Source organism: Lysobacter enzymogenes (genome assembly GCF_900106525.1).
In the GTDB taxonomy this organism is placed as follows: domain Bacteria; phylum Pseudomonadota; class Gammaproteobacteria; order Xanthomonadales; family Xanthomonadaceae; genus Lysobacter; species Lysobacter enzymogenes.
Genome location: NZ_FNOG01000008.1, coordinates 103,782 through 120,853, shown reverse-complemented (window position 1 = coordinate 120,853; position 17,072 = coordinate 103,782). Strand labels below are relative to the sequence as shown.

Annotated in this window: 15 protein-coding genes; 10 read left to right on the top strand and 5 right to left on the bottom strand. The window is 71.5% G+C overall.

The window, feature by feature from the left end; all coding sequences use genetic code 11:
• Window positions 1-134 precede the first annotated feature (134 nt).
• The gene (locus BLU84_RS19325; protein ID WP_074871062.1) at window positions 135-719 is read right to left on the bottom strand and encodes a 4'-phosphopantetheinyl transferase family protein; all 585 of its coding nucleotides are present in this window, start codon (window positions 717-719) and stop codon (window positions 135-137) included.
• Window positions 720-918: 199 nt separating this feature from the next.
• On the opposite strand from BLU84_RS19325, the gene BLU84_RS19320 reads away from it, so the two are divergent.
• Both BLU84_RS19320 and BLU84_RS19315 read left to right on the top strand, forming a co-directional pair.
• Window positions 919-2,301, top strand: a complete 1,383-nt coding sequence (locus BLU84_RS19320) for an AMP-binding protein (protein ID WP_083382875.1) — start codon at window positions 919-921, stop codon at window positions 2,299-2,301.
• Window positions 2,302-2,722: 421 nt separating this feature from the next.
• Complete coding sequence (locus BLU84_RS19315) at window positions 2,723-2,998, top strand: GlsB/YeaQ/YmgE family stress response membrane protein (protein ID WP_074871061.1); 276 nt, start codon at window positions 2,723-2,725, stop codon at window positions 2,996-2,998.
• Between the two features lie 70 nt (window positions 2,999-3,068).
• On the opposite strand, the gene xth is transcribed toward BLU84_RS19315, so the two are convergent.
• The 4 genes from xth to BLU84_RS19295 all read right to left on the bottom strand — a co-directional run bounded on the left by xth (window position 3,069) and on the right by BLU84_RS19295 (window position 8,130).
• Window positions 3,069-3,836, bottom strand: coding sequence for an exodeoxyribonuclease III (gene xth, locus BLU84_RS19310; RefSeq protein WP_074871059.1), 768 nt, complete (start codon window positions 3,834-3,836; stop codon window positions 3,069-3,071).
• Window positions 3,837-3,877: 41 nt separating this feature from the next.
• Window positions 3,878-5,248, bottom strand: coding sequence for a hypothetical protein (locus tag BLU84_RS19305; RefSeq protein ID WP_074871057.1), 1,371 nt, complete (start codon window positions 5,246-5,248; stop codon window positions 3,878-3,880).
• Window positions 5,249-5,280: 32 nt separating this feature from the next.
• Window positions 5,281-6,588, bottom strand: a complete 1,308-nt coding sequence (locus BLU84_RS19300) for a hypothetical protein (protein ID WP_074871053.1) — start codon at window positions 6,586-6,588, stop codon at window positions 5,281-5,283.
• Between the two features lie 114 nt (window positions 6,589-6,702).
• Window positions 6,703-8,130: a coniferyl aldehyde dehydrogenase gene (locus BLU84_RS19295; RefSeq protein ID WP_074871051.1), complete on the bottom strand. Its 1,428-nt coding sequence runs from the start codon at window positions 8,128-8,130 to the stop codon at window positions 6,703-6,705.
• A 423-nt stretch (window positions 8,131-8,553) separates the two neighbouring features.
• On the opposite strand from BLU84_RS19295, the gene BLU84_RS19290 reads away from it, so the two are divergent.
• The 8 genes from BLU84_RS19290 to BLU84_RS19255 all read left to right on the top strand — a co-directional run bounded on the left by BLU84_RS19290 (window position 8,554) and on the right by BLU84_RS19255 (window position 16,714).
• Complete coding sequence (locus BLU84_RS19290) at window positions 8,554-9,096, top strand: gamma carbonic anhydrase family protein (protein ID WP_074871400.1); 543 nt, start codon at window positions 8,554-8,556, stop codon at window positions 9,094-9,096.
• Window positions 9,097-9,191: 95 nt separating this feature from the next.
• Window positions 9,192-9,698, top strand: a complete 507-nt coding sequence (locus BLU84_RS19285; protein ID WP_074871049.1) for an RDD family protein — start codon at window positions 9,192-9,194, stop codon at window positions 9,696-9,698.
• On the top strand, window positions 9,698-10,381 hold the full coding sequence (locus BLU84_RS19280) for an RDD family protein (protein WP_074871048.1): 684 nt from the start codon (window positions 9,698-9,700) through the stop codon (window positions 10,379-10,381). The genes BLU84_RS19285 and BLU84_RS19280 overlap by 1 nt, the downstream gene beginning before the upstream one ends.
• Window positions 10,382-10,397: 16 nt before the next feature.
• Window positions 10,398-11,411: a stage II sporulation protein M gene (locus BLU84_RS19275; RefSeq protein WP_074871045.1), complete on the top strand. Its 1,014-nt coding sequence runs from the start codon at window positions 10,398-10,400 to the stop codon at window positions 11,409-11,411.
• Window positions 11,408-13,132, top strand: a complete 1,725-nt coding sequence (locus tag BLU84_RS19270; RefSeq protein ID WP_074871043.1) for a DUF4129 domain-containing protein — start codon at window positions 11,408-11,410, stop codon at window positions 13,130-13,132. The genes BLU84_RS19275 and BLU84_RS19270 overlap by 4 nt, the downstream gene beginning before the upstream one ends.
• A complete protein-coding gene (locus tag BLU84_RS19265; RefSeq protein WP_074871041.1) occupies window positions 13,129-14,346 on the top strand; it encodes a DUF4350 domain-containing protein in 1,218 nt (405 codons plus the stop codon). Before BLU84_RS19270 ends, BLU84_RS19265 begins: the two co-directional genes overlap by 4 nt.
• The gene (locus BLU84_RS19260) at window positions 14,343-15,332 is read left to right on the top strand and encodes an AAA family ATPase (protein WP_074871038.1); all 990 of its coding nucleotides are present in this window, start codon (window positions 14,343-14,345) and stop codon (window positions 15,330-15,332) included. Before BLU84_RS19265 ends, BLU84_RS19260 begins: the two co-directional genes overlap by 4 nt.
• Window positions 15,329-16,714, top strand: coding sequence for a DUF58 domain-containing protein (locus tag BLU84_RS19255; RefSeq protein ID WP_083382873.1), 1,386 nt, complete (start codon window positions 15,329-15,331; stop codon window positions 16,712-16,714). The genes BLU84_RS19260 and BLU84_RS19255 overlap by 4 nt, the downstream gene beginning before the upstream one ends.
• Window positions 16,715-17,072: the final 358 nt, after the last annotated feature.

Sequence of the window (17,072 nt, the reverse complement as noted above, 5' to 3'; positions counted from 1 at the left end):
CGATTATCGCCCAACACCAGCGGAACTGGCCGCAGCCCCTGTAGGAGCGGCGCAAGCCGCGACCGCTGGCTTTCCCGCTCGCGGCGCAAGGTTTCGTCGTCGTTGTGTTCCCGCAGTCGCGGCTCGCGCCGCTGCTACAGCGGCTTCGGCCGCCACGCGATCGCGCCGAGATAGCCCGGCCCGGGCGCGATCTCGTCCAGCCGCCACTGCTCCGGCGTCCCCAGCTCGGCGTCGCACTCGACCAGGTGCAGCCCCTGCGCGTCGGCTTCGAAGCGCAGCCGGTGCAGCCCGAACGACAGCCCGTGCCCGTGCGCCTTGAGCACCGCTTCCTTGGCGCACCACAGGCGCAGGAAGGCCAGGTCGCGGTCGTCCTGCGCCGCCAGCCACTGCGCTTCGCGCTCGGTGAAATAGCGCTTGGCCACTTCCAGCGCGCGCGGCCGCCGCTGCAGCCGCTCCAGGTCGACCCCGACCCGGGCGCCGTGCGCCAGCGCCACCAGCAGGCGTTCGCCGCTGTGGCTCCAGTTGCAGTCCCAGGCCTGGTGCGGCGGCTGCAGGTGCGGGCGCTGGCGGCCGTCGCGGCGCACCTGCAGGTCCGGATCGCCCAACTCGGCCGCAAGCCACGCGCGCGCCGGCGGCTGCGCCGGCTGGCCGTGCGGGTGCGGCAGCCAGGTCCAGCGCGGCACGACGACAGGCGGGGTTGAGCGGGCGGACAGGGACATGAACAGGCTTGGGCTTGCGGTGCGTCGGGCCGGTCAGCGTAAGCTAAACCCAGGGGATCGGGTTCCGGCCAGGGCGGCCGCGCGGGGGCGCGGCGGCGGCGCGTGGGGTCGCAATAGGCGGCCGCGTGCGCAGGCTCGTCAGCCTGCGATCAGGCGGCACCCGGCAAGTTCCAGGCAATAACGCGGAAAACCACAGCGAATGTCAGCGGTCATCGATCCGAGCCAGAGCGCCCCGGCGCCCCAGCCTATTTGCGAATCCGAGCAGCGCGAGCTGCTGGCCGGCGCGCCGCGGCGCATCCTCGCCTTCGGCCCGGACGGCCGCGTCGACCGCGCCGGTTTCGAAGCCGACGTGCGCGCGCTCGCCGCGACCCTGCCGCAGGCGCGCCACGCGGTGAACCTGTGCGAGGACCGCTACCGCTTCCTGGTCGCGCTGTGCGCGGTCGCGGTGCGCGGCCAGATCAACCTGTTGCCGCCCTCGCGCGCGCCGGCCATCGTCGACGACGTGCTCGGCCGCTATCCCGACAGCTACTGCATCGGCGATCTCGAACTCGATCCGCCGCCGCCGCGCTACCTGCGCCTGGACGAGGCCCTGGCGCCGCTCGACGGCGAGCCGCTGCGGGTCGACGACGCGGCCCTGCTGGCGATCGGCTTCACGTCCGGCAGCACCGGCCAGCCCAAGCCCAACCTCAAGACCTGGGGCGGGTTCCGCATCAGCACCGCGCAGAACCTGGCCGCGCTCGACGGGCTGCTGCGCGAGGACGGCGCGACCGAAGTGGTGGCCACGGTGCCGCCGCAGCATATGTACGGCATGGAGATGTCGGTGCTGCTGCCGCTGCTCGGCCCGATCGCGGTGCACGCGCAGCGGCCGTTCTTTCCCGCCGACGTGGCGCGCGCGACCGCCGACGCGGCGACCCCGCCGCTGCTGGTGACCACGCCGGTGCACCTGCGCGCGCTGATCGAATCGCAGGTCGAACTGCCGGCGCTGGCCGGCATCGTCTCGGCCACCGCGCCGCTGAGCGTGGAGCTGGCGCGCGCGGCGGAAGATCGCTACGGCTGCGAAGTGCGCGAAGTGTTCGGCTCGACCGAAACCTGCGTGTTCGCGCGCCGCCGCACCGCGCGCGAGCAGGCGTGGACGCCGCTGCCGGGCGTGCGCGTGTGTCCGCAGCCCGACGGCACCGCGATCCACGCCCCGCACCTGCCCGAGGCGGTGGTGCTCGCCGACCTGATGGAAGTCGAGCCCGACGGCCGCTTCCACGTGCGCGGCCGCGCCGCCGACCTTCTGGAGATCGCCGGCAAGCGCGCCTCGCTCGGCGATCTGACCCGCAAGCTGCTGGCGATCGAAGGCGTCGAGGACGGCGCAGTGTTCCAGCTCGACGAAGCCGACGCTTTCGGCGTGCGCCGCGTCGCCGCGCTGGCGGTGGCGCCGACGCTGAGCGCGGCGCAGATATTGGCCGAACTGCGCCGCAGCGTGGATTCGGTGTTCCTGCCGCGCCCGCTCAAGCGCGTGGCGGCGCTGCCGCGCAACGACACCGGCAAGCTGCCGCGCGATGCGTTGGAAGCCTTGTTGCGTGCGCAAGACTGACGCGTAAGCCGGTGAGCCCCCTGTAGGAGCGGCGCGAGCCGCGACCGCGCCAACCAAACTTCCGCGAACGCTCGCTGAGCGCGATCGAGCGGCTTCCATTCGCTGCCGTTCGTTATTGCCGTGGCGACGGTGGGCGGAGTTTCGTCGTGGTTGTGTTGGCGCGGTCGCGGCTTGCGCCGCTCCTACAGGTAGTGCATGCGGCTTGCGCGGATGCGGAATTTCGCGCGAAACCACGCATCCGCGTTCACAGCCTCGCGCGTCGCACGCTTCTTCACGTAGCGACGATGCGCAATTCGACGTTGCCGTCACGCCGCGGGTACCAGACTGGCCGCAAGCCCGTTCAGGCAACGGCGCCGGCGAAACGCATCAGGCCGTTCGCCGCGCCGCTCGCATCACCTGTGCAACCTCAGGAGAAGACGCAATGTTCGGCATCATCGTTTGGTTGGTGGTAGGCGGCATCATCGGTTGGATCGCCAGCATGATCATGCGCACCGATGGCCAGCAAGGCATTTTCCTCAACATCATCGTCGGCATCGTCGGCGCCTTCCTCGGCGGTTGGCTCGGCGGCGTGCTCGGCATCGGCGCGGGCACCATCAACAGCGGCGCGTTCAACATCGCCGGGTTGGCCTTGTCGCTGGTCGGCGCGATCGTGCTGTTGGGCATCGTCAATCTGTTCCGGCGCGGCCGCGTGCGCTGAGGCGCGCCGGTTGCGGCAACGAAAAAGCCCGGCATCGGCCGGGCTTTTTCGTGAAGGCAGTGCCGATCGCTCAGGCCAGCTCGACCCAGGCCGGCGCGTGGTCGCTGGGCCGGTCCCAGGTGCGCGGTTCGCGGTCGATGCCGGCCGCTACGCAGCGCGCGCGCAACGAGTCGGAGATCAGGGTCAGGTCGATGCGCAGGCCGAGGTTGCGGCGGAAGCCGGCCTGGCGGTAGTCCCACCACGAGAATGCGTTCTCTTCCTGCGGGAACAGCCGGAACGCGTCGTGCAGGCCCAGCGCGAGCAGCCCTTGCAGCGCGTCGCGCTCGGCGGTGGAGGTGAGGATGTGGCTGTCGTTCCACACCGCCGGGTCGTGGGTGTCGCGCGCTTCCGGGGCGATGTTGAAATCGCCGAGCACGATCAGGTCGGGATGGCGCGCCAGTTCGTCCTGGATCCAGGCGTGCGCGGCTTCGAGCCAGCGCAGCTTGTAGGCGTATTTGTCGGTGCCCACGTCCTGGCCGTTGACCACGTACAGGTCGATGATGCGCAGCCCGCCGACGGTGGCGGCGATGACGCGCTTTTGTTCGTCCTCGAAACCGGGAATGCCGACCTGCACGTCCTGGGCGGCATCGCGCGAGAGGATGGCTACGCCGTTGTAGGTCTTCTGCCCGGCGAACACGCTGCGGTAGCCGGCTTCGGCCAGCGCGGTGTCGGGGAAGCGGTTGTCTTCGAGCTTGGTTTCCTGCAGCGCGACGATGTCCGGCGCGAACGCGGCCAGCCACTGTTGCAGGTGCGGCAGGCGCACGTTGAGGGAGTTGACGTTCCAGCTGACGATTTTCATGGGCGAAGTGTAGCCGCGTTTGCCGGTGCGGCGATGCGGCCTCAGCGGGCCGGCGCGGGGGCCGTGGGCTGCGCCGGTTCGACCGGCTCGGCCGCGTCGATCGCCTCGCGCCGCCCCGCTTCCGCGGCGGCTTCGGCCGCCGCCGCGAGGCTGTTTTCGTAGGCCGTGGTGGACGAAGACGTCGGCGTCGGCGGCTGGCCTTGCGGGCACAGCGCCAGGCGGATCCGCTGCGCCGCGGCCGCGCGCGCGGCGCCCGGCACGCTGCTGCGGCTGGCGGCCTGCGAACTATCGCCGCCGGTGAAGGCTTCGCACAAGGTCTCGCCGTAAGTGGTGCGGCCCAGTTCCGCGCCCGAGCGCAGGTAGGCCTCGGTCAGGTCGGCCAGCGCGGCCGGGTCGGCGCTTTCGTCGAGCAGCCGCGGCAAGGTCGAGACCAGATGCGTCATCAGCTCGCCGTCGTCGCCGCCGCGGCGCAACGCGGCGGCCAGGTCGAAGCCGGCGGCGACGAGCGCGTCCAGCCCGGCCTTGCTGCGCAGGCCTTCGAGCGCGGCCGGGCCCTGCTCCGGGGCGAAACCGTAACCGGCGGCGATCCAGGCGCGCAGGCCGTCGTCGTGCCAGGTGTCGGCGACGATGCGGGCCAGATCGGCGTTGCCGTTGGGCAGATAGCAAGCGCCCGCGCCGTCGTCCTCGCGCGGTTGCGCGAAGGTCACGGTGCGCGCGTCCGGATCGGTGCCGCGCCACAGCCGCAGCCAGCCGGGCAGATACTCCAGCGATTCGTTGCGCTCGCTCAACCGCACCAGCAGCGCGGCGAGCACGGCTTGCCGCTGCGCGGGCGGGCGATCTTGCATCAAGGCCTCGGCCGCGTCGAACAGGCGTGCGGTGGATACGAGCCGTTCGCCGCCGTCGGGGTCGGACAACAGCCAGTCGTCGCTGTCGCTGCGGCCGGCGGATTGCGGCCGGCCGTGGCCGCCGACGAAGCACAGCGCGCGGCCCGGGCCGTAGTCGGCGGACAGTTGCGCCATCGCCGCGCGCACCGCCTCGGCGTCGCCGCTCGCGGCGGCGTCGGCCAGCGCGGCCGCGCGTCGGCGCTCGCTGTCCAGGTTGTGTTGGCGGTGCGCGCGATCGACCTCGAACACGCCGGCGAACACCAGCACCGCCGGCGCCAGGCCGAGCAGGCAGCCGCCCACGGCCGAACCGGCGGCGCGCGAACGGGAGCCGTCGATCGCCGACAACACCAGGATCGCCACCGCCGCGCCGAAGGCGACGACGATCAGCAGCAGGAACTCGCCCATGTCGGTGCGGGCCGAGGTGGCGACGAAGTAGAGCGAGAACGCCAGCGTGGCCACGGGATAGGCGAACAGCCAGCGGCGGAATGCGCGGCGGCGGCGCTGGGTCTGATCGGGGATGCCGTCCAAGGCGATGGCTCGAATCCGGGGAAGGCTCGGTTTTACCTTGCGGCCGTGCCGGGCGCCAGCGCGCGGCGGCGGCTCATCGGTTCGCTTTTGCCGCGGCGGCGGCGCTTGGCCGCCTGCGGCTTGGTTGCAGCCGGACACAGCACCGCGCGGATCCGCTGCACCGCGGCCTGCCGCTGCGGGATGTCGTGCGGCTGCGTGCGCCGGCGTTCGTTGCCGTCGAACAACTCGCACGTGGTCGTCGGCCCGATCGTGCGCGGGCGCGCGCCGGCCGCGCGCAGCGCTTCGACCAGTTCGGCCGCGTCTTGCGGATGCTCGCTCGCGTCCAGGGTGTCGCTGAGCGAATCGGCCTGGGCCGACAGCGCCTGCTCGCCGACGTACTCGTCCTCGCGCAGCAGCGCGGCGAACTGCGCATCGGCGGCGAGCAGCGCGCGCAGGCTGTCGGCGCGGCGCAATGCGCGCAGCGCCGAGACCGGTTGGTCGCGGTCCGCGGCGAAGCCGAAACCGGCGTCCAGCCAGGCGCGCACGCCGGCGTCGCGCCAGTGGCGCAGGACGAAATCGACCGGCTCGCCGTAAGCGCAATCGCCGGCCGCGTCGGGCTCGGCGGACAGCAGCAACGGACGCGGCGGCGGCTGCGGCAGGGTGCGCCGCCACAGCGCGGCCCAGGCGCCGAAGCGCTCAGGCTGGTTGCGTTCGCCCAAGGCGCGCAGGGCGGTGCGCAGGGTGGCTTGCTTGACCTGCGCCGTCGCCGGCCCGTCGACCACCGCCGCGGCCGCGGTCAGCAGCTGCTCGCTGGGCAGGTTCGGGCCGTTGGCGTATTCGTCGAACCAGACCCAATGCACCAGCTTGTAGGTGCGGCGGCCTTGCAGCATGCACAGCGCTTGCGCCGGGCCGGGCGCGTCGGGCAGGGCGTCGATGGCGGCGCGGATGCGCGCGGCGTCGCCGCGGGCGATGGTTTCGGCCAGTGCGGTCACCTGCGCCTGGCGTTGTTCGAAGTCCGTGCGCCGCGCCGACAGCACCGCGCCGGCGCCGAACCACAGCAGCGGCGGCGACAGCAGCAGGCCGGTCAGCAGCGCGAGCAGGGCGTGGCCGATGAAGCCGCGCAGGCCGGCCCAGATCAGCACCGCGATCGCCAGCACCGCGGTCAGGCCGGCGCCGCCGACGCCGTACAGCACCATGTCGTAGGCGCGTCCGCCTTCGGCCTCGGCGTGGCCCAGCGTCAGCGCGGCCCAGGCCAGCCACAGCGCGCAGGCCAGCGGCGGCAGCGCGAAGGCGACCCAGGTCGGTGCGTTGGAGCGCGGCGGCTTGGGCGGCGCAGCGGGGTGGGGCGGTTGGGCTTCCATGCGCGATGCGGTCCTCGGGCGCGGCCTCGCGCCGCGCCGTCATCATCGCATTCGCGGCGGCGGCTCTGCCGCCGCGCGCGGTTGTCGTTCCCGTGGGCGGTGGTTGCGAACGCGCTATTTGGCCAGGAAGCGGATCATCGCGTCGATCTTGCCCTTGTACGGCGGCTTGAGCAGATCGCTGCCCGCCCACGGCCGCTGGTAGAACACCGGCAGCAGCTTGCTGAAGGCGTCGAAGCCGTTGCGGCCGTGGATCGCGCCGATGCCGCTGGGGCCGATGCCGCCGAACGGCAGGTCGTGGGCGCCGAAGTGCAGCAAGGTGTCGTTGACGGTGACGCCGCCGGCCAGGGTCTGGGCGAGGATCTTCTCGATCTGGGCCGAGTCGCGGCTGAAGGGATACAGCGCCAGCGGCCGGTCGAGCTTATTGATGCGGGCGATGGCCTCGTCGAGCGTGCGGTAGGACAGCACCGGCAGGATCGGGCCGAAGATTTCGTGCTGCATCACCTGGGCGTCGTCGCCGGGTTCGATCACCAGCGCCGGCGGGAACAGCCGCTGCGCCGCGCGCGTCTCGCGCGCGCTGGGGTCTGCGAACGGCTCGACCACCCGCACGCCGCGCTCGCGCGCGTCGTCGAGGTAGGACGCCAGCCGCGCGTACTGGCTGGCGTTGATGATGCGGGTGTAGTCCTGCGGCGCGGCCATCTCGCCGTAGCGCGCTTTCAACTGCGCCAGCAGGGCCTCGACCAGGGCGTCGCGGCGCGCTTCGTCGACCAGCACGTAGTCCACGCCGATGCAGGTCTGGCCGGCGTTGAACCACTTGCCGGTGGCGATGCGCGCGGCGGCCTGCTCCAGCGGGTAGTCCGCGCACACCAGCGCCGGCGCCTTGCCGCCGAGTTCCAGGGTCACCGGGGTCAGGTTCGGCGCGGCGGCGGCCATGACCTTGCGCCCGACCGCGGTGGAGCCGGTGAACAGCAGGTGGTCGAACGGCAGCGCCGAGAACGCGGCGCCGAGTTCCGGCCCGCCCAGGGCGACGGCGACGCGGTCTTCGGGGAACACCTCGGCCAACAGCTCGCGCAGGAACTGCGAGGTGCGCGGGGTGTGTTCGGACGGCTTGAGATAGACGTGGTTGCCGGCGGCGATGGCCGAGACCAGCGGCACCAGGGCCAGGTTCACCGGGTAGTTCCACGGCGACAGGATGCCGACCACGCCGACCGGCTCGGGCCGGATCTGCGCGCGCGCCGGCCAGAACCGCCAACCGACCGCGGCGCGGCGCGGGCGCGTCCAGGCGCGCAGGTGCGAGAGCGCGTGGTCGATCTCGGCCAGGGTGATCATCGCCTCCGAGAGCAGGTTCTCGTGGCTGGAGCGGTGGCCGAAGTCGGCGCGGATCGCCGCATCCATCTGCGGAATTTGTGCGCGGAAGGCGTCGCGCAGGCGGATCAGGTCGGCGCGGCGCTGGGCGTAGTCGGGCTTGCGCGCCTGCCAGGCGGCGCGCAGGCGTTCGCGGGTGGCGGCGAGGTCGGCGATGGGCGTGTCGGCGAGAATGTCCATACGCCGCAGTCTAGTACGCCGGGGCGGCCGAAAACGGGAACGGCGTGGGGCGGCAGAGGACAGGTGCGGGGGGCGCGGCGGTCGAGTTGGGGAGCGGTGGCTGCCGTTGCGACGACGGCGGAAGGCCGCGAGTCTCGGCCATCGCCGAGGGCGACTACGTCTGTCGCCGGCATCGCCCCTGGCTGCCGCCGTCATGAGCGCCGGTGTCCTCCCAGGCCGTCATCCCCGCGAAGGTGGGGATCCGGAGACTTCGCAGCCCTGCCTCGGTGAAGCCCTGGATCCCCGCCTTCGCGGGGATGACGGTGGAAAGCGGGGATGACGGTGAAAGGAGGGCGCGCAAGCCCGCGCCTCATCGCCCTGCCCGGATCGGGCGGTCCGCGCCCGCGCCGCGGCTGCGCCGCCGCCAGCGCCTACAATGCGCGCATGAGCCTTCGACCCTATCTCGACACCTTTCCCACCCTCGGCGAGCGCGTCTACGTCGACCCGGCCGCGACCGTGATCGGCGCGGTGACCCTCGGCGACGACGTTTCGATCTGGCCCGGCTGCGTGGTCCGCGGCGACGTCAATTCCATCGCCATCGGCGCGCGCACCAACGTCCAGGACGGCACCATCGTCCACGTCACCCACGAAGGGCCGTTCACCCGCCCCGGCGGGCTGCCGACGCTGATCGCCAACGACGTGACCATCGGCCACGGCGCCATCGTCCACGCCTGCACCATCGACGAGTTCGCCCTGATCGGCATGGGCGCCAAGATCCTCGACGGCGCCCGGGTCAGCCGCTTCGGCTTCGTCGGCGCCGGCGCGGTGATCGCGCCGGGCAAGGTGGTCGGCGAGGGCGAGCTGTGGCTGGGCAACCCGGCGCGGCTGGCGCGGCGCCTGAGCGAGCGCGAGATCGAGCAACTGCAATACAGCGCGCAGCACTATGTGCGGCTCAAGGACCGTTACCTGGGCATGCGCTCGGCCTGAGCCGCCCGCGGCCGCGCCCGTCTAGTCAGGCCCGTTCGCCGCGTTTACAGTCGCGGCAGGGGAAATAAAAAGCAGGACCAGGGAGTCATCGCTACATGGAAGATACGCAGAATCCGTACGCGGCACCGACCGCGCCGCCGCCGCTGCCCGGCGAACTCGCCGACGACTCGATCAAGGCCGACCGCGGCCTGCGCCTGGTGGCGCGGCTGATCGACGGCGGCCTGATGCTGGTGTGCATGCTGCCGGCGTTCCTGTCGGTGGCGATCGCGCCCAACAACGACGAACCCTCGCCGCTGCAGCTGGGCATGATCGCGCTCGGCGGCCTGTTCGCGCTGGGCCTGTTCGCCTATCAGCTGGTGCTGCTGTACCAGAGCTCGCAGACCCTGGGCAAGCGCTGGCTGGGCATGAAGATCGTGCGCAACGACGGCTCGCCGTGCTCGTTCGGCCGCATCGTCGGCCTGCGCATGTTCGTGATCGCGCTGATCGAGCAGGTGCCGTGCCTGGGCGCGCTGTTCGCCCTGGTCAACGCGCTGTGGATCTTCGGCGAGGAAAGCCGCTGCCTGCACGACCTGATCTGCGACACCAAGGTCGTCAAGGCCTGATGCTCGACACGTACCGCCAGGTGGTGACGCCCGAAGGCGTGGCCTTGCATTTGCGCGCCGCCGGCCCGGTGCCGCGCGCGCTGGCCTACCTGGTGGACCTGATCGCGCGCGCGGCGATCTACATCGCCCTGGTGCAGTTGCTGGCGATTCCGTTCGGCAAGGCCGGCACCGCGATGCTGATGCTGGTCAGCTTCGCCCTGACCTGGTTCTACCCGGTGCTGTTCGAAGCGCTGATGCAGGGCCGCACGCCCGGCAAGTGGGCGCTGGGGCTGCGCGTGGTCGCCGCCGACGGCGCGCCGGTGGGCTGGATGGCGACCTTCGCCCGCAATCTGTTGCGGGTGGTGGACGCGCTGCCGCTGTTCTATGCGGTCGGCCTGACCGCCTGCCTGATCGACCCGTGGGGCCGGCGCCTGGGCGACATGGTCGCGCGCACCCTGGTGGTGCACGCGCCGCGCCAGGCGGTGCTGCACGCGGCCGCGGTGGCGCCGGCGGTGGCGCCCGATCATCTGTTGCTGCCGCACGAACAATCCGCCGTGGTCGCCTTCGCCGAACGCGGCCCCGGCCTGACCGCGGCGCGCCAGGCCGAACTGGCCGACCTGGCCGAACCGCTGGTGCACGCGCGCGGCCAGGCCGCGGTAGCGCGCCTGTACGGCATCGCCAACTGGCTGCTGGGGCGGCGATGACGCAGGGCGCGCCACGATGAAGCAAGAGCGTTTCGTCGAACGCCATCAGGCCGAGTGGGGCGAGTTCGAGCAGTGGCTGGAACGCCGCGGCGACAACGCGCGCACCGCCCGTTCGAACCGGCGCGAGTGGCGCGGCATCCGCGACGACGAGCTGCCCGCGCGCCACCGCCGCCTGTGCCAGCAACTGGCGCTGGCGCGCCGGCGCGGCTACAGCGCGGTGGTCACCGACCGCCTGCAGCAGCTCATGCAGCGCGGCCACAGCGTGCTGTACCGGACCAAGCCGGCGCACCCGCGGCACGCGGTCGAATTCCTGCTGGCCGGGTTCCCGCGCCTGGTCCGCGCTGAGTGGCGCTGCATGCTGGCCGCGGCGCTGCTGTTCGTGATTCCGCTGGTGACGATCTTCGTCGCCATCCAGGTCAAGCCGGATCTGGCCTCAGGCCTGTTCGCGCCGCAGATGCTGGCCCAGTTCGAGGAAATGTACGACCCGACCGGCAAGCGCGACCTGGGCCGCACCAACGAAGACGACCTGCAGATGTTCGCCCACTACATCGGCAACAACGTCGGCATCGGCTTCCAGACCTTCGCCACCGGCCTGGTCGCCGGGCTGGGCACGGTGTTCGTGCTGATCTTCAACGGCATCATGATCGGCGGCGTGGCCGGGCACCTGCAGGCGGTCGGCCACGGCGATCCGTTCTGGCGCTTCGTCGCCGGGCATTCGGCGCCGGAGCTGACCGCGATCGTGATCGCCGGCGGCGCCGGCCTGCGCATGGGCCTGAGCCTGATCGCGCCGGGCCAGCGCCGGCGCGTGGATTCGCTGATCCACGGCGGCCGCCGCGGCGCCAAGATCTGCATCGGCGTGTTCGCGATGCTGGTGTTCGCCGCCTTCGTCGAAGCGTTCTGGTCGTCGATCGGCTGGATGCCGGCCTCGATCAAGTACGCCGTGGGCGCGCTGCTGTGGTCGCTGACCGCGCTGTGGCTGCTGCGCGGCGGCCGCAACGCGGCCTATCAGGACGACGAAGACGCCGCATGAAGCTCGAAGCGCTCACCGTCGCCCTGCGCCCGCGCACCGCCTGGGAAGCCTGCGAACTGGGCATGGCCCTGGTCCGCCGCTACGCCGGCGCGATCTGGAAGCCGTGGCTGCTGGTCACCCTGCCGCTGCTGATCGCGCTCAACGCCGCCGGCTGGGCGCTGGACCTTTTGTGGCTGTCGGGCCTGCTGATGTGGTGGCTCAAGCCCTGGTTCGACCGCATCCCGCTGTTCGTGATCTCGCGCGCGGTGTTCGGCGAAACCCCGACCCCACGCCAGACCGTGCGCGCCGCGCTGAGCTGGGGCGGGCGCTGGTGGCTGCCGTACCTGACCTGGCGCCGGCTCGGCCCGGCGCGCCCGCTGTACCTGCCGGTCGACCTGCTCGAAGGCGGCGACGGCGGCGAAGCGCGCCAGCGCCGCGCCGCGCTCGGCGCGCCGGTGTACGGCGTCAGCGCGCTGCTGACCTTGATCTGCCTCAACTTCGAACTGGTGCTGATGCTCGGGCTGGTGTTCGCCGGGGCGATGTTCATTCCCTTCGACTACCTGCCCGACACGTTCAAGTCGCTGTGGGAGTCCTTCCTGGAACAACCCGGCTGGATGGTGGCGCTGCTCAACGCGCTGGCGTGGGTGGCGATGAGCGTGATCGAGCCGTTCTACGTCGGCGCCGGGTTCGGGTTGTATCTCAACCGCCGCACCGAGATCGAAGGCTGGGACATCGAGATCGTGTTCCGCCGCCTGCGCGCGCGCCTGAGCGCGGCGGCGGCGCCGTCGCTGCTGGCGCTGTGCCTGGCGGTGGGCCTGGGCGCGTGGCTGCCGCCGGCGGCGGCGCAGGATGCCGCTGCCGGGAATTCGACGCAGTTCGTTAGCGACGACGCCGCGGCGTCCGCGCCCGCAGCGCAGGCCGATGCGGACGCCACTGCGAGCGATGAAGCCCCGGCCGCCGAAGCGTCCTACGACGACGAAGAAACCGAAGACGCCGAAGAAGCACCCGCCTACCCGACCGTGCCGATCCGCGAATACGGCGACAAGGCCGACCCCCAGTCCTCGACCCTGGACGCGCTCTACGGCGCCTCGCGCAGCGACGACGCCTCGCTGCGGCGCGCGGTCGAGCAGTCGCTGAAAGATCCCACGGTCTCGCCCAAACAGAAGCAGTCCACCTGGAAGCCGCGCGCCAAGGCCGACGAAGCCAAGCCCGACGAGCCGCGGCGCTCACGTGATCGCGGCAGTTTCAACGGCATCAGCAGCAGCCTGGCGACCGGCCTGGAGGTGGTGCTGTGGGGCGTGGTCGCGCTGATCGTCGGCCTGCTGATCTTCAGCCTCGGCCGCTGGCTGGGCTGGTTCCGCGGCGGCGCCGGCGAAGACGCGCCGGTGCCGGGCGAGGTGCGCAGCGCCGCGCTGCTGGAGCCCGAACCGCTGCCCGACGACATTCCCACCGCGATCCGCCGCCTGTGGCAGGGTGGCCGCCATCGCGACGCGCTGGCGCTGATGTACCGCGCCGCGGTCGAATCGATGGCGCAGCGCGCCCAGGTGACCCTGGTGCCGGGCGCGACCGAAGCGCAGTGCCTGCGCGCTTCGCGCAAGCTGCCGCTGGCCGAAGACCGCGACGCGTTCGCGCGCGCGGTGCGGGTGTGGCAATACGCCGCCTACGCCGAGACCTTGCCGGCCAGCGACGAGTTCGACGACCTGGTCGGCGTGCTGAGCCGGCGCTTCGGGTGGGCCGCATGAACCGGCAGGGCATCTACGCGATCGTCATCGTGCTGGTGGTCGGCCTGCTCGGTTTTGCCGGCTACTCGCTGTGGCGCCAGGATTTCGTGCGCAGCGAAGAAGTCGTCGACATGCCGCGCACCGGCGAGGCGGCCAGCAATCCGCTGTACGTGCTCAAGCTGGCGCTGCTCAAGGACGGGGTCAAGGTCGACGCGCGCCAGCGCCTGCTGCTGTCCACCCACAGCTTGGGCGCGCGCGACACGGTGCTGATCTACCGCGACCCGCGCACCCTCGCCGCGAGCGATGCCGAGACCCTGCTGGAATGGGTGGCGCGCGGCGGCCATCTGATCGTGCGCACCCCGCCGTGGCGCGAACGCGTCGGCGAGGCGCGGGTGCCGGTGCTCGACGAAGTCGGCGTGACCCTGCTGGACGCCTCCGACGGCGGCAGCCAGAGCGAGCGCACTAGCTGCGTGCAGTTGTTCGAGCGCGGCCGCGAGCCGCGCGGGGTGTTCTGCGGCGCGCGCCGGTTCTATTTCTACAACGCCGAAACCGAGCCCGAAGCGGCGTGGGGCGACGAGGACAGCGCCTACGTCTACGCCCGCCTGCCGTACGGCGAAGGCAAGGTCGACGTGCTGGCCGATCTGGATTTCCTGTCCAACCGCGGCGGCTCGGGCCTGTCGATGTTCGCCGGCCCGCGCGCCGGCGACGACGAGATCGCGCAGGCCTCCAACGCCGCGCTCGCGCGCCAGGTGCTGGCGCCGAACTACAAGGCCGGCACCGTGCACCTGATCTACGCGGCCGAAGTGCCGTCGCTGTGGCGCACGCTGATCGTCAACAGCTGGATGGCCTGGCTGCCGCTGCTGCTGTGGCTGCTGGCCTGGCTGTGGCAGCGCATGCAGCGCTTCGGCCCGCTCAAGCCGGCGCCGGCGATGGAGCGGCGCTCGCTGCTCGAGCACATCGTCGCCAGCGGCGAGCATATCTACCGCTACGGCTACGGCCCCAGCCTGTACGCCTCGGCGCGGGCCGCGTTCCTGCAGCGGCTGCGCCGGCGCGACCCCTACGCCGCCTCGATCGAAGGCGAGGCGCAGGTGGAACTGTTGGCCAAACGTTACAAGAACGAACCCGGGCTCGGGCCGGCGCAGATCCGCGAGGCCCTGGCCCATCCGGTGGCGCGCGACCACGCCGCCTTCCGCACCCGCATCGCCACTTTGATCCGCATGAGAAACCGTCTATGAGCCTCGAAGCCGCTCCGCTCGTCCCGATCACCGGCGCCGCGCTGGCCGAACGCGCCGCCGCCGTGCGCGATGAAGTCGGCAAGGCCTTCATCGGCCAGGCCGAAGTGCTCGACCAGATCCTGATCGCGCTGCTCGCCGGCGGCCACGCGCTGCTCGAAGGCGTGCCCGGTCTGGGCAAGACCCTGGTGGTGCGCGCGCTGTCCAAGGCGCTGGACTGCGGCTACGCGCGCGTCCAGTTCACCCCCGACCTGATGCCCAGCGACATCAGCGGCCATGCGGTGTACGACCCTAAAACGGAGAGCTTCAATATCCGCAGGGGCCCGGTTTTCACCAACTTGCTGTTGGCCGACGAAATCAACCGCGCCCCGGCCAAGACCCAGTCGGCGCTGCTGGAGGCGATGCAGGAGCTGCAGGTCACCATCGAAGGCCACAGCTTCGAACTGCCGCCGCCGTTCCTGACCCTGGCCACGCAGAACCCGGTCGAACAGGAAGGCACTTATCCGTTGCCGGAAGCGCAGCTCGACCGCTTCCTGCTCAAGATCCTGATCGACTACCCGACCCTGGCCGACGAGAAGCGCATGGTCACCGCGGTGAGCCTGGGCCGCAGCGCGTCGGACTTCGATCTGTCGCAGGTGCGGCGCGTGCTCGGCCCGGAGGAAATCGTGGCCATGCAGCAGGGCACCGCGTTGGTGCGGGTGGACGAGGCGGTGATCGACTACGCCGTGCGGATCGTCGCCAAGACCCGCGACTGGGCCGGCATCGCGCTCGGCGCCGGCCCGCGCGGAAGCCTCGGTCTGGTGCGCGCGGCGCGCGCGCAGGCGGTGCTGTCGGGCCGCGATTTCGTCACCCCCGACGACGTGCGCGAAATCGCCAAGCCGGTGCTGCGCCATCGCATCGCGCTGGCGCCGGAGCTGCAGATCGAAGGCCAATCGTCCGACGACGTGCTGCACGCGCTGCTGGCCACGGTGGAAGCGCCGCGGCAATGAGTTCGGCGCCGCCGCCGCTGCCGGCCCTCGCCGGCGCCGCGCCCGCGGCGCCGGGCGAGCGCGCGTCGGCGCGCCGGACCTGGCCGCGGCCGTCGTTGCGGCTGGGCTGGTTGGCGCTGCCGTGCGCGGTGCTGGGGCTGGCGGCGAGCGCGGGCCGGCTCAGCCCGCAGTGGTGGCAGCTGGCGGTGTTGATCGCAGTGGCGCTGCTGGCGCTGGACCTGTGGCGGGTGTGGCGCGCGCCGACCCCGCGCGTGCAGCGGCGCATGCACGACACCTGGGCGATCGGCGTGGAGCGGCCGGTGAGCCTGCAGATCGACAGCGAACGGCGCCAACGCCTCGACGTGTTCGACCTGCATCCCGGCGGCTGGGCGATGCGCGACCTGCCGCGCCGGCTCGACCTCAAGCCCGGCGAATCGGCCGGCTTCGACTACCACCTGCGCGCCAACAGCCGCGGCGATTTCCAGTTCGACGGCACCCAACTGCGGCTGCACTCGCCGTGGGGCCTGTGGTGGCAGTCGCGGGCGACCGGCGCGCCGCAGCGGGTGCGGGTGTTCCCCAATTTCGCGCCGCTGGCCAAGTTCGCGATGTTCAGCGCCGAACAGGCCTCGCGTCTGGTCGGCGCGCACGTCAAGCGCCGCCGCGGCGAAGGCACCGACTTCCATCAGATGCGCGAATACCGCGTCGGCGACAGCCTGCGCCAGATCGACTGGAAGGCCACCGCGCGCGCGCGGCGCCTGATCTCGCGCGAATACCAGGACGAGCGCAACCAACAACTGGTGCTGATGCTCGACACCGGCCGCCGGCTGATGGCGCGCGACGGCGAGCTGTCGCACTTCGACCACGTGCTCGACGCGGCGCTGGTGGTGTCCTACCTGGCGCTGCGCCAGGGCGACGGCGTCGGCCTGCTCGCCAGCGGCGGCCAGAGCCGCTGGGTGCCGCCGCAGCGCGGCGTCGGCGCGATCGACAACCTGCTGCGCGCCAGCTACGCGCTGCAGCCGCAACCGGTCGCCACCGACTTCCTCGCCGCCGCCACCGAGCTGTCGTTGCGCCAGCGCCGCCGCTCGCTGGTGATGCTGGTGACCAACCTGCGCGACGAAGACATGGACGACCTGCTCGCCGCCGTGCGCATGCTGCGCGCCCGCCACCTGGTGTGCGTGGCCAGCCTGCGCGAAGGCTCGCTGGACGAAGCGCTGAACGAAGAAGTCGACGACCTGTCCGGCGCCATCCGCGCCGGCGCCGCCGCGCAATACCTGGAACACCGCGCCCAGGCGCACGAAGCGCTGCGCAGCCAGGGGGTGATGGTGCTGGACGTGGCCTGCGACCAACTGGCGGCGTCGTTGGTGGAGAAGTATTTGGCGGTGAAGCGCGATCGGTTGTTGTAACGAGTGCGCGGTGGCCTGATGGCTTCAGGTGGAACGTAGGTGTGCCGTTTCGCGCACCGATGCAAGTCGCCTGCGGCTCTTGACGCTTCGCGTCTGGGCGGTCGTTTGAATCGAATTCGGTCCATTCGATTCCGTCGTGGATAGTTTCGTGGCCCACGTTTGGTAGCCGGGCGTTAGTGCTTTCTGACGCGTCTGAAAATTCGAGTGTGCCGCACTATGCGAATAGGGGAGCAGCTTCGTTCTTCGTTTATATCTTGCGAGCCTTCTTGAAGGGTTCGGGTTTCACGCGGATTGGACGTTGTGGCGGACGCGGCCGATATGGCCGGATCTATCCGGTCCGGACAGAACACGTTCAACA

Coding starts and splice junctions, on each gene's coding strand:
- BLU84_RS19325 (WP_074871062.1), bottom strand. CDS start 719: ATGTCCCTGTCCGCCCGCTCAACCCCGCCTGTCGTCGTGCCGCGCTGG.
- BLU84_RS19320 (WP_083382875.1), top strand. CDS start 919: ATGTCAGCGGTCATCGATCCGAGCCAGAGCGCCCCGGCGCCCCAGCCT.
- BLU84_RS19315 (WP_074871061.1), top strand. CDS start 2,723: ATGTTCGGCATCATCGTTTGGTTGGTGGTAGGCGGCATCATCGGTTGG.
- xth (WP_074871059.1), bottom strand. CDS start 3,836: ATGAAAATCGTCAGCTGGAACGTCAACTCCCTCAACGTGCGCCTGCCG.
- BLU84_RS19300 (WP_074871053.1), bottom strand. CDS start 6,588: ATGGAAGCCCAACCGCCCCACCCCGCTGCGCCGCCCAAGCCGCCGCGC.
- BLU84_RS19295 (WP_074871051.1), bottom strand. CDS start 8,130: ATGGACATTCTCGCCGACACGCCCATCGCCGACCTCGCCGCCACCCGC.
- BLU84_RS19290 (WP_074871400.1), top strand. CDS start 8,554: ATGAGCCTTCGACCCTATCTCGACACCTTTCCCACCCTCGGCGAGCGC.
- BLU84_RS19285 (WP_074871049.1), top strand. CDS start 9,192: ATGGAAGATACGCAGAATCCGTACGCGGCACCGACCGCGCCGCCGCCG.
- BLU84_RS19280 (WP_074871048.1), top strand. CDS start 9,698: ATGCTCGACACGTACCGCCAGGTGGTGACGCCCGAAGGCGTGGCCTTG.
- BLU84_RS19275 (WP_074871045.1), top strand. CDS start 10,398: ATGAAGCAAGAGCGTTTCGTCGAACGCCATCAGGCCGAGTGGGGCGAG.
- BLU84_RS19270 (WP_074871043.1), top strand. CDS start 11,408: ATGAAGCTCGAAGCGCTCACCGTCGCCCTGCGCCCGCGCACCGCCTGG.
- BLU84_RS19265 (WP_074871041.1), top strand. CDS start 13,129: ATGAACCGGCAGGGCATCTACGCGATCGTCATCGTGCTGGTGGTCGGC.
- BLU84_RS19260 (WP_074871038.1), top strand. CDS start 14,343: ATGAGCCTCGAAGCCGCTCCGCTCGTCCCGATCACCGGCGCCGCGCTG.
- BLU84_RS19255 (WP_083382873.1), top strand. CDS start 15,329: ATGAGTTCGGCGCCGCCGCCGCTGCCGGCCCTCGCCGGCGCCGCGCCC.